The 12797-nt window shown below is 73.8% G+C and carries 13 protein-coding genes; 6 read left to right on the top strand and 7 right to left on the bottom strand.

All coding sequences use genetic code 11. From position 1 onward, the window contains the following. Positions 1 to 19: 19 nt before the first annotated feature. Positions 20 to 1849, bottom strand: a complete 1830-nt coding sequence (locus AB0L45_RS12125; RefSeq protein WP_365838752.1) for an FAD-dependent oxidoreductase — start codon at positions 1847 to 1849, stop codon at positions 20 to 22. Between the two features lie 219 nt (positions 1850 to 2068). Between AB0L45_RS12125 and AB0L45_RS12120 the strand changes: the two genes are divergently transcribed. Beyond that, positions 2069 to 2380, top strand: coding sequence for a 4a-hydroxytetrahydrobiopterin dehydratase (locus tag AB0L45_RS12120; RefSeq protein ID WP_365838750.1), 312 nt, complete (start codon positions 2069 to 2071; stop codon positions 2378 to 2380). A gap of 9 nt (positions 2381 to 2389) precedes the next feature. Here the strand turns inward: AB0L45_RS12120 and AB0L45_RS12115 are convergent, their stop codons facing one another. Then, a complete protein-coding gene (locus AB0L45_RS12115) occupies positions 2390 to 3355 on the bottom strand; it encodes a YihY/virulence factor BrkB family protein (protein ID WP_365838748.1) in 966 nt (321 codons plus the stop codon). A gap of 241 nt (positions 3356 to 3596) precedes the next feature. Between AB0L45_RS12115 and AB0L45_RS12110 the strand changes: the two genes are divergently transcribed. From AB0L45_RS12110 to AB0L45_RS12100, 3 genes are read left to right on the top strand one after another with little or no spacing between them, the layout of a single operon-like run. Continuing rightward, positions 3597 to 4142, top strand: coding sequence for a sigma-70 family RNA polymerase sigma factor (locus AB0L45_RS12110; protein ID WP_365838743.1), 546 nt, complete (start codon positions 3597 to 3599; stop codon positions 4140 to 4142). Then, positions 4133 to 4777 (top strand): Asp23/Gls24 family envelope stress response protein, encoded by a 645-nt coding sequence (locus tag AB0L45_RS12105; protein ID WP_365838741.1) that lies wholly within the window; start codon positions 4133 to 4135, stop codon positions 4775 to 4777. The genes AB0L45_RS12110 and AB0L45_RS12105 overlap by 10 nt, the downstream gene beginning before the upstream one ends. Further along, the gene (locus AB0L45_RS12100; protein WP_365838739.1) at positions 4774 to 5169 is read left to right on the top strand and encodes a hypothetical protein; all 396 of its coding nucleotides are present in this window, start codon (positions 4774 to 4776) and stop codon (positions 5167 to 5169) included. The genes AB0L45_RS12105 and AB0L45_RS12100 overlap by 4 nt, the downstream gene beginning before the upstream one ends. Before the next feature lie 174 nt (positions 5170 to 5343). Here AB0L45_RS12100 and AB0L45_RS12095 read toward each other — a convergent pair whose 3' ends face one another. Beyond that, positions 5344 to 6396, bottom strand: coding sequence for a DUF1266 domain-containing protein (locus AB0L45_RS12095; RefSeq protein WP_365838737.1), 1053 nt, complete (start codon positions 6394 to 6396; stop codon positions 5344 to 5346). Positions 6397 to 6502: 106 nt separating this feature from the next. On the opposite strand from AB0L45_RS12095, the gene AB0L45_RS12090 reads away from it, so the two are divergent. Both AB0L45_RS12090 and AB0L45_RS12085 read left to right on the top strand, forming a co-directional pair. Next, positions 6503 to 7450 carry a methyltransferase gene (locus tag AB0L45_RS12090; protein ID WP_365838735.1) on the top strand — a complete coding sequence of 316 codons (948 nt, stop codon included), beginning with the start codon at positions 6503 to 6505 and terminating at the stop codon, positions 7448 to 7450. A gap of 119 nt (positions 7451 to 7569) precedes the next feature. After that, positions 7570 to 7971, top strand: coding sequence for a VOC family protein (locus AB0L45_RS12085; RefSeq protein ID WP_365838734.1), 402 nt, complete (start codon positions 7570 to 7572; stop codon positions 7969 to 7971). A 257-nt stretch (positions 7972 to 8228) separates the two neighbouring features. On the opposite strand, the gene AB0L45_RS12080 is transcribed toward AB0L45_RS12085, so the two are convergent. From AB0L45_RS12080 to AB0L45_RS12065, 4 genes are all read right to left on the bottom strand, one after another. Beyond that, a complete protein-coding gene (locus AB0L45_RS12080) occupies positions 8229 to 8552 on the bottom strand; it encodes an SH3 domain-containing protein (RefSeq protein ID WP_365838732.1) in 324 nt (107 codons plus the stop codon). 272 nt (positions 8553 to 8824) lie between these two features. Continuing rightward, positions 8825 to 9655 carry an aldo/keto reductase gene (locus AB0L45_RS12075; protein WP_365838730.1) on the bottom strand — a complete coding sequence of 277 codons (831 nt, stop codon included), beginning with the start codon at positions 9653 to 9655 and terminating at the stop codon, positions 8825 to 8827. A gap of 78 nt (positions 9656 to 9733) precedes the next feature. Continuing rightward, complete coding sequence (locus AB0L45_RS12070) at positions 9734 to 10726, bottom strand: hypothetical protein (protein WP_365838728.1); 993 nt, start codon at positions 10724 to 10726, stop codon at positions 9734 to 9736. 99 nt (positions 10727 to 10825) lie between these two features. Then, the gene (locus AB0L45_RS12065) at positions 10826 to 12628 is read right to left on the bottom strand and encodes a long-chain fatty acid--CoA ligase (protein WP_365838726.1); all 1803 of its coding nucleotides are present in this window, start codon (positions 12626 to 12628) and stop codon (positions 10826 to 10828) included. Positions 12629 to 12797: the final 169 nt, after the last annotated feature.

Here is a 12797-nt window from a genome sequence, read left to right as displayed (position 1 = left end):
TAGCGCCCCGCCCCCCACCTCACCCCAGGTCGAAGGCGTTACGCAGCCCGAGCCGGTGCCGCGTCTCGTCGTGCCGTCTGAGCGCCGCGAACTCCGGCGCGCGGTACAGCGGAATCACCGCACACCGCTCGGCGTCGGAACCGGCCGCGTCCAGCAGCGCGTTCACGGCCTGCCGGGCGGACGCGTTGGCGCCCTCCATCGTCGCCAGGTCGATGTCGACGGCCACGTAGTCCCCGGCGAGGAAGAGATTGGGGATCGCGGTGCGGGACGTGGGCCGGTTCAGCCAGGAGCCGGTGGGGTGGATCAGCAGCTGCTCGTCGTTGGTCGGGTGCGGCGTGCCGAGCCCGTCGACGGCCGGGTCCAGGAACCAGGAGTGCAGCGTTGCGTCCCGCAGCACGGCCTTGCCGGTGTCGTTGAGGCCCGCCTTCATCTGCGCCCAGACCTCCCGCGCGACCTCCTCACGCGTGCACTGCTTGGCCGTCTTCCCGTACAGGATGCCCGGCCGGTCCCACTCCGAGATGTCCACCGACAGGCAGTCGGCGGCCAGCCCGTCCCCGTAGTCCGCCGGGAAGTTCCGGCTCTTCCAGTACTGCGCCTGGCCGACCGCGGTCAGTGACCACGGTGAGTCGATGTGGTTGACGTGCCCGTGGATGACGGGTGTCGGCTCGGTCAGATAGAACTGGATGCCCGTCATCCAGTCGGTCGCCAGCTCGTCGCAGCGCGCGAGCTGCGGGTCGGCGGCCCGTACGGCGGCGTTCCAGGTCGTACGGGCGTGCTCGACCGGCATGGCCTGCACGAAGTGGTCAGCGGCGACGGACTGCCGCGCGCCCTGCGGGTCGGTGACGATCGCCTCCGCGATCCGGCCGCCGGACAGCCGCAGGTCCCGTACGGTCCACCCGACCCGGAAGCGCACGCCCAGCGACCGCAGGTGGGTCACCCACGGGTCGATCCACGCCTCGTTGGTGGGCAGGTTCAGCACCCGGTCGGGCTGCCCGTCCGCGCCCCGGCCCAGCAGGTTGAAGACGAACGCCTCGGCGCAGGTCGCGACGGTCCGGGTGGAGGCGATCTCCGCCTTGGTCGCGACGATGTTGCGGGTCAGGCCGACGGCCAGCAGCCGCTGGTAGTCCGGCGACATCGACGCGGCCCGCACGTAGCGCCACCACGGGGTGTGCTCCCAGACGTCCAGCCGGCGCCGGTCGCAGCTGGTCAGGAAGACCAGCAGCCGGTTGGCGAAGTACGCGATCTCGTGGGCGGGCAGCCGGGTGGCGGTCCCCAGCAGCCCGGTCAGCATGCGCAGGAACGCGTCGGGGGTCAGGACGGGCGGGGGAGTGCCGACGACGGAGAACGGGATGCGGATGTCCTCCCGGCCGCCGGTGCGGGCGAACAGCACCTCGGTGGAGGCGACGAGGTTGTCGTGGCAGCCGTGGGCGTTGCCGGGGAACGGGATGCGGCGCAGGGTGTCCGGCAGGTTGTGGTAGATGCCGGGGATGAAGCGGAAGCCGTGTTCGCCGGGCAGCGGCCTGCGTCCGCCGCGCGCGCTGTCCGGTACGTCCATACTGCGGGCCTTGCCGCCGAGGCCCCGGGGCTTGCGTTCGTAGACGGTGACACCGAAGCCGCGTTCGGCCAGTTCGTGCGCGGCGGTCAGCCCGGCCACCCCGCCGCCGAGGACGGCGACGGTCCGGCCCGCGGCGCGGCGCCGGCCGGCGGCGGGCGCGGGCGCGGCGGCCGCCGTACCGCCGGTCCCCAGGGCGAGCGCGCCGCCCACGGCCGCCGCCCCGCCCAGGAAGGTCCGCCGGGGCTGTCCGCCGCCGGCTCTGTGCAGGTGCTCCGTACGGTCCACGGTGTCCACGGCTGCTCCCTACTACCCCCGGTAACGGACGGCCCGTCAGGCGCAGGAGCATAGGAGCGGCCCCCCGGCCCCGGAAGCCCGCGGCGTGCCCGTGCGCACATTGGCGGGAAAGCGTCCTCGGCGTGCCACGCTGGAACTGCTGCAATCGACAGGGCACGGACGGCCCGGTGGTACGGGCGGTACGTACGGCCACGCGCTGTGACGGAGAGGCGGAACGACATGGACGCATCGGTGGACCCGCTGACGGACAAGGAGATCGAGGACCGCCTCGCGGAGCTGCCCGGCTGGTCGGTCGCGGACGGCAGCCTGACCCGCACCTACACGTTCGACCGGCACCTGCCGGCCGCCGCGATGGTCGTCCACGTCGCCCAGATCCAGGAGGAGCTGAACCACCACTCCGAACTGACCCTCGGCTACGCCACACTGACCCTCGCCGTGAACACCCACAGCGCCGGCCACGCGGTCACCGCGCTCGACTTCGCCCTGGCCCACCGGGTCGAGGAGATCGCCACCGGCCACGGGGCGCGCTGAGCGGCGCGCTCAGCCCTTCTTGCCGTCCCCGCTGCCGTCCGCGTCGCCCGTAGCCGCGTCGGCCTTCTCCATACGGGCCAGTTCGGCGTTGAACTGGGCGCCGCTCAGCAGGGACAGGTGGGAGAACCACAGCCATATCAGGAAGACGACCGGCCCGGCGAGCGACCCGTACAGCCGGTTGAAGGTGCCCACGTACGAGGCGTAGAACGTGAAGCCCGCCGAGGCCACCAGCCACATCAGCACCGCGACCACCCCGCCGGGCACCGCCCGCCGCCCGCGCGAACGGGCCGGGCCCGTACGGAAGAGCACCATCACCAGCACCACGGCCAGCAGCAACAGCAGCGGCCACTGCAACAGGTTCCACACCGCGGCGCTGCCCTCGCCGAACCCCAGGCGACGCCCGACCGCGTGCGCGACCGGCCCGCTGACCAGCAGGGCCACCGCGCTGCTGATCAGCAGTGCCATCAGCAGCAGCGCCGTCGCCAGGATGCGCGGCGCCTTGCGCCACGGCGGCCGGTCGTCCTTGACGCGGTACATGGCGTGCAGGGCGCGCCGGAACACCGCCAGGTAGCTGCACGAGGACCACAGGGCGCTGACCATCGCGCCGCCGACCAGCATCCACACCGCGGTCCGCTGCTGCGCCATGGTGACCAGGGCCCGGCGCACGGTTCCGCCCGAACCGGCCGGGGCGAGAGCGCTGATGTGGTTGATCAGCTCCTCGGTGGACGCCGGGTTGGCCAGGCCGACGAGCGAGATGGTGACGATCACCGACGGCAGCAGGGCCAGCACCGAGTAGTACGTCAGGCTGGCCGCCCAGTCGGACACGTCGTCGTTCCAGATGGAGACCGGGGTGCGGCGGGCCGCGGTCCGGATCCGGGGCCAGCTGGGCAGCGCGGCGCTCCGTTCGCGCGGCCTGCCGGTGCCGGCCGTGAGCCCCGGTCGGTGCAGCCCGCGGTCCGTACCGCTCCCGCCCATGTGTGTCCGTCCTCTCCTCGTGCCGTGCGCGCCGGGCGCCCGTTCCGTCTGCCCGTTTGCGCAGGGTACAAGCGTGCGCGCAGCACTCTGTCCGGCGGTGCGCCGTGGTAGGCGTCTTCCTGCGGGCCGGATCCGGGAACGGACGGGAAACACCAGCGACTCCCGTAACACCCGAGGCCGTACAGAAGGCGCAAATTCCCCGTCTCCGGTCACGATGGAAGAGGAAGGAAGGAGCCGGTGCGTGCCCGAACCCAGCGACGCCCTGCTGGCCGTCCGTGCCGGGGAGGGGGACGAGGGGGCCTTCGAGGTGCTCGTACGCCGCCACAGCGCCCAGCTCCTGCGCCTCGCGACCCGGCTGCTCGGCAGCCGCACCGACGCGGAGGACGCCGTGCAGGACGCCTTCGTGAGCGCCTGGCGCCGGATCCCGGAGTTCCGCGGCGACGCCGCGTTCGCGACCTGGATGTACCGCATCGTCACCAACCGGTGCCTCAACCTGCTGCGGGCCCGCAGACCCACCCAGGACCTGGACTCGGTGCCGGAGCCGAGCGCACCCGAACACGCGTCATCACCCGTACGGGCGGCCGAGTCGGCCGCCGCCGTCGAGGCGCTGATGCGGGCGATGGACGGACTCACCCCGGAACAGCGCGCCTGCTGGGTACTGCGCGAGCTGCACGCCCTGCCGTACGAGGAGATCGCCACGGTGGTGGGCATCAGCCTCCAGGCGGTCCGTGGCAGGGTCTTCCGAGCACGCCGCTATCTGACGGAGGCGATGGGCGCATGGCGCTAGGTGAGCACGACGACCCGACCCTGCCGTGCGGCCGCGCGCTGTCGTCCGTGTGGGAGGAACACGAGACGGACACCGCCGGCCGCCCGGACGGGGACGGTGACCCGCACGCCGCGCAGTGCCCGTACTGCCAGGAGGCGCTGACGGGCCTCGGCGTCCTCGACAGCTACGTACGCGAAGCCCGGCAGGCCGCCGAGGCGGCAGCCGGCAGCGGTGCGGAGGACCGGCGCACCGAACGTTTCACCGCCCGGGTGATGGACCTGGTCAGGACCGAACTCCGGCCGGGCCGGACGCTGCCGCTGGGCGGCCCCGAGGACGACGCGTGGATCACCGAGGCCGCGGCGGCCAAGTCCTTCCGCGCCGCCGCCGAGACCCTGCCGGACGTGCAGGCGGGCAGCTGCCGCGTCACGCTGCTCGCGCCGCGGGGCCCGGTGAAGGTGACGCTGGAACTGGCGGCCGGGTACGCGTGGCCGTTGCCCGGCCTGGCCGACCGGGTACGGGAACGGGTGCGCGCGGCGGCACGGGACGACGTGGGCCTGGAGGTCGGGGAGATCGACGTCACGGTCGTCGATCTCGTGGAGGATGAGCCGGGCGGCTCCGGCGGGGCCCCCGGGGCCGGAGAGGGCGGCAGGTCATGAGCCACGTCAGGAACGGCGACGCCCAGCAGCACGCCACCGTCCTGCGGGCCGCGGCCGACGCCGCCAAGGACACGCCCGGCGTCGCCTTCCTGCGGCCCGGCCTGGGCGACCTCCTCCGGGGCACGGTGGCGCGGACGGCCGCGACCGGCCCCCGCCGTTCCGGCCCGGCCGCGCGGGACAGCCGCGTGACCGGCGTACGGGCCGACCGCGGCCCCGGCCCCGGACCGTGGCGGATCCGCGTCCACCTGGCGGTCCGGCGCGGCCACCGGGCCCTGGACGTGGCCCGCGCGGTCCGGCCGCGCATCACGGCGGCGGTCCAGGAGGCGCTGGGTACGGCGGGCGAGGCCGCGCCGGAGGTCGCCGTGACGGTGACCGTCACGGACATCACCTGACAGCGCGCCTCGGCCGGACGAGGAACAGCCCCGGCCGGGCAGGACGGGCCCCACCCGACAGTGAAACAGCCCCGGTCGAACGGTCCCGACCGGGACAGTCCCGGGCGGACAGCCCCGGCCGGACAAGCGACGGCCGGACAAGCGACGGGCCCGGCCGCACGAACGGCGAACCCGTCAGGCGAACGGCAGGTTCGCCCACGGCGAGGCCGGATCCTGCCCGAGCACCCGGTGGATGTGCACCGCCTCCTGGTACGCCGTACCGAACCAGCCGTTGTCGAAGGCCAGCACCCGGCCCAGCGCGTACCCCGCCGAGAACTCCGGCCAGGAGCCGTACGCCGCGCGCGCCAGCTCACCGACGCGCAGCACGGCCTGCTCGGCCTCGGGCGGCGCGCAGAAACGGGCTCCGAGGCCCTGGCGGACGAGCGCCACGGCGTGCGCGTAGTCCAGGGCGACGAGCGACTTCACCCGCCCGTCCGCGGGCAGCAGCCCCTCCGTACGGAAGCGCTCCTCGTACTTCTCCACCAGCTCCGGCACGTCGCCGGCCCCGTCCTCTCCGTCCTCCCCGTCCGCGTCGCGGGCGCGCAGCGCCGCTTCCGTCCCGGCCGGCACGAACCCGGCGCCGAGCAGCTGGTCGAGGCGCTGCTGCCAGGACGCCGGGTCGGTGACCGACCACTGCTCGTGCAGCTGCTGGGCGTCGGCCGCGTAGTCGAGGAAGGCGGTGCCCAGCTCGTTCCACGGCACGCTGTGGTGCACGGCGACCGGGGCGCCGCAGGCGAGCGCCTGGGCGAGCGGCCCGTGCAGCGGGCCGCCGAGGTGGGTGGTGAGCAGCCCGCCGGGCCGGACGCCGTACTGGGCGCGGATGCGCGTCCAGGCGGCGCGGTGCGCGGGGGAAGCCGGCAGGTACGCGGCGCACGGCGTACCCGGGTTGACCGCCAGCTTCCACTTGTCGTTCGGCCAGTCCTGCGCCAGTTCTTCCACCGAGACCCGGTCGAAGAGCTGCTGGGGGTGCCACGGCGGCAGCATGCCGCGGGTCGTGACGGGGATGCACGTACCGCCGCCGGCCGGGTCCTCGTAGACCGGCAGCGGGTCCTGGCCCTGCTGGGGCACCAGCAGATACAGGTCTTCCCCGGCCACCGCCGCGACCTGGCCTTCCCAGTCGCCCCGCGCACCGGCCTCACACAGCCGCCGTTCCGTCTCGGTCGGCGGTATCCATCCTGGAGTTCCCACGGAGCAGAACCTTACGGTGGGCGGCCCGGCGGGCCGGGAGCCGGGGTCCTTTGCCGGACCGGCAAGGATGTTTGCCTTACGACGCGCCCTGCCGGACGCTCGCACCATGACGGACCACCACCACGACACCACCGCCCCGGCCCGCGGCCACGACCACGGCCAGGGCCACGGACACGGACACCACCACGACAACGCGCACATGGACTGGGAAGCCCTCGCCACCCACCTCGAAGGCGAGGCCGAACTCCAGACACCGCTCCTCGAACAGGCCACCACCTGGCTGCGGGACCTGCTGACCCGGTCGCCCGGCCCCGGCCCCGACGAGATCGCCCGGGTGCTGGACATCGGCAGCGGCCCCGGCGTCACCAGCTGCCTGCTCGCCCAGGCCTTCCCGCAGGCCGAGATCGTGGCGGTGGACCCGACCGAGGCGCTCCTCGAACGGGCCCGGGACCGCGCCGCCCGGCTGGGCCTCGGCGACCGGTTCCGTACCCAGACCGCCGAACTGCCCGACCACATCGACGGCATCGGGGAAGCGGACCTCATCTGGTCCAGCAAGGCCCTGCACCACGTCGGCGACCAGGAGGCCGCCGTGGCCGCCCTGGCCCGCCGGCTGCGCCCGGGCGGACTGCTCGCCGTCTGCGAAGGCGGCCTCACGCCCCGCTTCCTGCCCCGTGACTTCGGCATCGGCCGCCCCGGCTTCCAGGCCCGGCTCGACGCGCTGCAGGACGGCTGGTTCGCCGAGATGCGCGCCGCACTGCCCGGCGCCCGGGCCGTCGTCGAGGACTGGCCCGCCATGCTGACCGCCACGGGCCTGCGGTCCCCGCTCAGCCGCAGCTTCCTGCTCGACCTGCCCGCCCCGCTGGCCCCCGAAGGCCGGGCCCAGATCACCCGGCAGCTCTCCCGCTTCGCCGAGATCCACGGCGACGGCCTGGACGAGGAGGACCGCACCACCCTCACCCGCCTCCTCGACCCGGACGACCCGGCCGGCATCGCCCGCCGCCCGGACCTCTTCTGGCTCTCCGCCCAGACCTGCCACACGGCACGCGCGGCCTGACCGCACGGCCGGCGGCGCGCGTACCGGCCCGGGGCCGGCACCGCCGGCGTTTCCGACCGGCCCATCGGGGACACCTGGTGCGGGAGGTGATCGCATGGTCTGGAGCGGACTCGCTGAAGATGCATCAGGTGGTACTGGACAGCACCGACGCCCGGGGGCTCGCGGAGTTCTACCGGGCCCTGCTCGGCCTGGAGTACGCCCCGGGAGACGAGCCGCCCGAGGCAGGCGAGCCCGACGAGCGGGGCCGGGACTGGCTGGTGCTCCGTAGCGCCGACGCCACGCCCCTGCTCGCCTTCCAGCACGTCGACCGGCTGACGCGGCCGACGTGGCCCGAAGGGCCGGTGCCGCAACAGCTCCACCTGGACCTGAGCGTCCCGTCGGTCCAGGAGTTGCGGGCGCAGCACGAGCGGGTCCTGAGCCTCGGCGGCCGCCTGCTGTCCGACAACGAACAGGGGCCCGACGAGCCCTTCCGGGTCTACGCCGACCCCGCGGGCCACCCCTTCTGCGTCTTCGTCGCCTGAGCGTCCCGCCCTGGGAGGGACGGGACGCGCGACGGCACCGGCCGGCCGCCGCCCCCCGTAAGGCCACGTCCGTGCCCTCCGCGCACGCCCCCGTCGGCGTGCCCGTGCGCGGTGGGCGGGCCGTGGTCGAGCGGCGGCCGGCCGGTACCGGGCGGGACGGTGGCCCTCCCGGGCCGGGAAGACCCCCCACCGTCCCGCCGTGTGGTCAGCTCGCCGGCCCGGCGTGCGGGCGTGTGGTCGGGCCGGCGAGCTGAGTCTCAGCAGTCCAGGTAGGCGGTGTGGATCCACACGCCGGTACGGCCGCCCCACAGGTCACCCATGACCCAGGAGCCTTCGCGGCCCTTCGCGTTCATCTTCTGGCCCTTGTTCACCTGGCCGAGGACCGGATAGCCGGTGCCCGGGCCGCCGCGGTAGTTGACGCCGTTGTCGTTGACCGTGCACACGACGGCCTGGACCGCGGGTGCGGCGGCGGACTGCCGGGCGGGGGCCGCGGCGGTGGCGGCGGTGGCCGCCGCGCTGCCGGCGAGGGCGAACGCGGCCGCGGTGGCCGCGAGAGCGGCGGCGCGAGGGAAGCGGATCATGTGAGTCTCCTCCGTTGTGTTTCTCGGTGCCCCGGGGCCGTCGACTGCCCGGACCCGGCACCCCTGACCTTCGTCCCGCGCCGTGCGGCGGGCCAAGGGGTTTCCCGTCCCCCGCGGACCGCGGGAAACCGGGAAACCGGGGGTGAACTGGGAGGAGAGAGAGGGGGTGGGGGAGAAGAGGGAGGCCGGTCCGGAGCATGACGGCGCCGCCGCCCCGGGACGGGACGGCGGCGCCGGACGGTGGTGCACCGGACCGGGGTCCGGGCGCGGCGTCAGCTGTTCATGGTGTCCGGGTCCGGGCCCAGGCGCTTGCCCGAGTCCAGGGCCGCGAGGGCCGCCATGTCGGCGTCGTCCAGCTCGAAGCCGAAGACGTCGATGTTCTCCTTGATCCGGGACGGGGTCACGGACTTCGGGATGACGACGTTGCCGAGCTGGAGGTGCCAGCGGAGCACGATCTGCGCGGGGGTGCGCTCGTACTTCCCGGCCAGCTCGGTGACGGTCGCGTCCTTCAGGAGGTCCTTGCCCTGGCCCAGCGGCGACCAGGCCTCGGTCGCGATGCCGTGCCCGCGGTGGAAGCCGCGGGCCTCGGCCTGCTGGAACTGCGGGTGCAGCTCGATCTGGTTGACGGCGGGCACGACCGAGGTCTCGCCCAGCAGCCGCTCCAGGTGGGCGGGCTGGAAGTTGGAGACGCCGATGGCCTTGGCCCGGCCGTCCGCGTAGATCTTCTCGAACGCCCGGTACGTGTCCACGTACGTGTCCTTGGCGGGCATCGGCCAGTGGATCAGGTACAGATCCACGTACTCCAGGCCCAGCTTGGCGAGGGACGTGTCGAAGGCGCGCAGGGTCGAGTCGTAACCCTGCTCGCTGTTCCAGAGCTTCGTCGTCACGAAGAGTTCGTCACGAGCGATGCCGGAGGCGGCGAGCGCCTTCCCCGTGCCCTCTTCGTTGCCGTAGATCGCGGCGGTGTCGATGCTGCGGTACCCGGCTTCCAGGGCGGTGCCGACGGCCGTGGCGGCCTCGTCGTCCGGCACCTGCCAGACGCCGTAGCCGAGCTGCGGCATGGCGACGCCGTTGTTGAGGGTGATGTGGGGGACCTTGCTCACGAGCGATTCGATCCTTAGGTCGGCGTACATGTTCTCCAACGTCAACGATCATCCGGTACGGAGCATTCCCGCGCACCTTCAGGACGGATGCGGGCCGGGACGGACGCGGGCCGCCTCCGCGGCGAGCGTGAGCGCGCCGAGACAGAGCACGACCAGCCCCGCGGCCAGCTCCAGGGCGCCCAACAGGCCGGGCAGGCCGCGGGCGGGCGAGGCGCCGCCGGTCAGGGCATCGGCCGCGAGCCACGCCAGCCACACCGTCGCGCCCCACGCGAACACCGCGGCGGACCCCAGCCAGGCCAGCGCGAGCGGCACCCGCGTACGCAGCCGCCGCCAGACGCCCCGGCGGGGGAAGAGCAGGGCGGCCAGCCCGGCCGCGCCGGCCAGTGACAGCAGCCCCTGGACGATGTCGGACGCGGCCGTGACGGCGGTCCGCGCGGGCAGGGCCGCCGCCCCGCCGCCCGTCGGCATGCCCAGGCCCCACAGCACGTCGACGACACCGATGACGGCCAGGAGCAGCGCCGCGGGCACGCCGAGCAGCCGGCGGACCGCCCGTACCTCAGGCGCGGGTACGGGCACGGACTCCAGCCGCCGGCGCAGCAGCGCGCCCCAGCGCCGGTGCGCGTACACCGCGAAGGCGGCCATGAGGCTGACCCCCTCGACGATGAAGGCGCCGTAGACGAGGACGAAGACCCAGGGCTGGAGGAAGTCGCCGGACGTGACCGGGTTCGCGGTTCCGGTGACGGTGGCGACGGCGGAACCGGCGGGCACCGCGAGCATCAGGGGAGTGAGCAGCCCGGTCGCCATCCACAGGGGCAGGGCGAGCAGCCAGGCGGGTGCGCGGAGGCCGGACGGGCGGGTGAGCGTGTACGCGACGGCGGCGGCGACCGCGTCCATCAGGAAGGTGACCACGTTGGCCGCGATCCAGGTGCCCCGGCCGATGCCGTGGAGGTCCACCACGCCGATGTCGTAGCCCAGGATCCACACCAGTTTGAGCAGGAGGTACGGGGCGCAGGCCGCGACGGCGATCCGGCCGAGGAGGACCGGGCGGCCCGTGCGCTTGACGGTGTTCATGAGATACGAGCCTCCCGGCGGCCCGGGCCCGGCACCTCCGGCCACGGGATGAACCGCCTCCGCCGCGCGGGGGAGCACCCCTCCGGGCGGGCCGCCGTCTCACGACCGGTACAGCGCCTCCACCTCCGTCGCGTACGCCGCCTCGACGGCCTTGCGCTTCAGCTTGAGCGACGGCGTCAGCAGGCCGTGCTCCTCGCTGAACTGGTGCGCCAGTATCCGGAACGTCCGGATCGACTCGGCCTGCGAGACCAGCGTGTTAGCGGCGACGACGGCCCGCCGGATCTCGGTCTCCAGGTCGGGGTCGTGCACCAGGTCCGTCGGCGGCAGCTCCGGCTTGCCGCGCATCCTGAGCCAGTGCGCGACCGCCTCCGGATCGAGCGTCACCAGCGCGGCCACGAACGGGCGGTCGTTGCCGACGACGATGCACTGGGCGACCAGGGGATGGGCCCGTACCCGCTCCTCCAGGACGACCGGGGAGAGGGTCTTGCCACCGGAGGTGACCAGGATCTCCTTCTTCCGGCCGGTGATCGTCAGATAGCCGTCCTCGTCGAGCGCGCCGAGGTCGCCGGTGGCCAGCCAGCCGTCGCGCAGGACGGCGTCGGTGGCCCGGGCGTCGTTCAGGTAGCCCTGGAAGATCTGGCCGCCGTGCAGCCAGATCTCGCCGTCCTCGGCGATGTGCACGGTCGTGCCGGGCACCGGGGAGCCGACCGTGCCGAAGCGGGTGCGCTCGGGCGGGTTGGCGGTGGCGGCCGCGGTGGACTCCGTCAGGCCGTACCCCTCGTAGATCGTCACCCCGGCGCCGGCGAAGAACAGCCCCAGCCGGCGCTCCATCGCGGAGCCGCCCGACATCGCGTGCCGCACCCGCCCGCCCAGCGCCTCCCGCACCTTGCTGTACACCAGCTTGTCGAAGAGCTGGTGCTGCACGCGCAGCGGGGCGCCGGGCCCGGAGGCGGTGCCGAACGCCTTGTGCTCCAGTGCCTCGGCGTAGTGGACCGCCACGTCGACGGCCTTTTCGAACGGGCCGAGCCGGCCTTCCGCCTCGGCCTTGCGCCGGGCCGCCGCGAAGACCTTCTCGAAGATGTACGGCACGGCGAGGACGAAGCTGGGCCGGAACGACTGGAGGTCCGGCAGCAGCGCGGTGGCGGACAGGTCGGGCTGGTGGCCCAGCTTGACCCGGCCGCGTACCGCAGCGACCTGCACCATCCGCCCGAAGACATGCGCGAGCGGCAGGAACAGCAGGGTGGACGCCTCGTCACCGGGCTTGGAGTGGAAGACCGTCTCGTAGCGCTGGACGACGTTGTCGGCCTCCGCCATGAAGTTCGCGTGGCTGATGACGCAGCCCTTGGGGCGGCCGGTGGTGCCGGAGGTGTAGATGACGGTCGCGGTCGCGTCCGGGGTCACCGCCATACGGTGGCGGTGCACCACGTCGTCCTCCAGGTGCGCGCCCGCCGCCGTCAGCTCGGCCACCGGGTCGGCGTCCAGCTGCCACAGCCGGCGCAGCTGCGGCAGCCGGTCGATGACCGAGCCGATGGTCATCGCGTGGTCCTCGTGCTCGACCATGCAGGCGGTGACGCCCGCGTCGTGCAGCATCCAGTAGACCTGCTCGGCGGACGAGGTCGGGTACAGCGGCACGGACTGGGCGCCCACGGACCACAGGGCGAAGTCGAACAGCGTCCACTCGTAGCGGGTACGGGACATGATCCCGACCCGGTCGCCGAAGCGGACGCCCTGCGCGAGCAGCCCCTTGGCCAGCGCCAGCACCTCGTCGCGGAACCGCGCGGAGCTCACGTCCCGCCACTGGCCGGCGGCGTCCTTACGCGCCAGCGCGGCCCGGCCGGGATCCGAGTCGGCATGGTCGAAGACAGCGTCCGCCAACCCGCCGACGCGGGGCGCCGTCGCCAAAGGTGGGACGGTGAACTCGCGCAATGACCCAGCTCCTCGTGCTGCTTCTCACAGGGCCGAGACCGTACCCCAACAGGACGGCCCGCGGGAGGGGCGTCCGGTCCGGCGGACCGATGGCGTAGTCGCTGGTCATGCGGCGAAAACGGGCTACTCCGGAGAAGGCGGGACA

This window comes from Streptomyces sp. NPDC052496 (genome assembly GCF_040679095.1).
In the GTDB taxonomy this organism is placed as follows: Bacteria; Actinomycetota; Actinomycetes; order Streptomycetales; family Streptomycetaceae; genus Streptomyces.
This window is presented reverse-complemented; position numbering and strand designations above follow the sequence as displayed.

What these genes read in the sequence shown, in the direction of transcription:
- AB0L45_RS12120 (WP_365838750.1), top strand. Translation starts at nt 2,069, where the DNA reads ATGGACGCATCGGTGGACCCGCTGACGGACAAGGAGATCGAGGACCGC.
- AB0L45_RS12115 (WP_365838748.1), bottom strand. Translation starts at nt 3,355, where the DNA reads ATGGGCGGGAGCGGTACGGACCGCGGGCTGCACCGACCGGGGCTCACG.
- AB0L45_RS12105 (WP_365838741.1), top strand. Translation starts at nt 4,133, where the DNA reads ATGGCGCTAGGTGAGCACGACGACCCGACCCTGCCGTGCGGCCGCGCG.
- AB0L45_RS12100 (WP_365838739.1), top strand. Translation starts at nt 4,774, where the DNA reads ATGAGCCACGTCAGGAACGGCGACGCCCAGCAGCACGCCACCGTCCTG.
- AB0L45_RS12090 (WP_365838735.1), top strand. Translation starts at nt 6,503, where the DNA reads ATGACGGACCACCACCACGACACCACCGCCCCGGCCCGCGGCCACGAC.
- AB0L45_RS12085 (WP_365838734.1), top strand. Translation starts at nt 7,570, where the DNA reads ATGCATCAGGTGGTACTGGACAGCACCGACGCCCGGGGGCTCGCGGAG.
- AB0L45_RS12080 (WP_365838732.1), bottom strand. Translation starts at nt 8,552, where the DNA reads ATGATCCGCTTCCCTCGCGCCGCCGCTCTCGCGGCCACCGCGGCCGCG.
- AB0L45_RS12070 (WP_365838728.1), bottom strand. Translation starts at nt 10,726, where the DNA reads ATGAACACCGTCAAGCGCACGGGCCGCCCGGTCCTCCTCGGCCGGATC.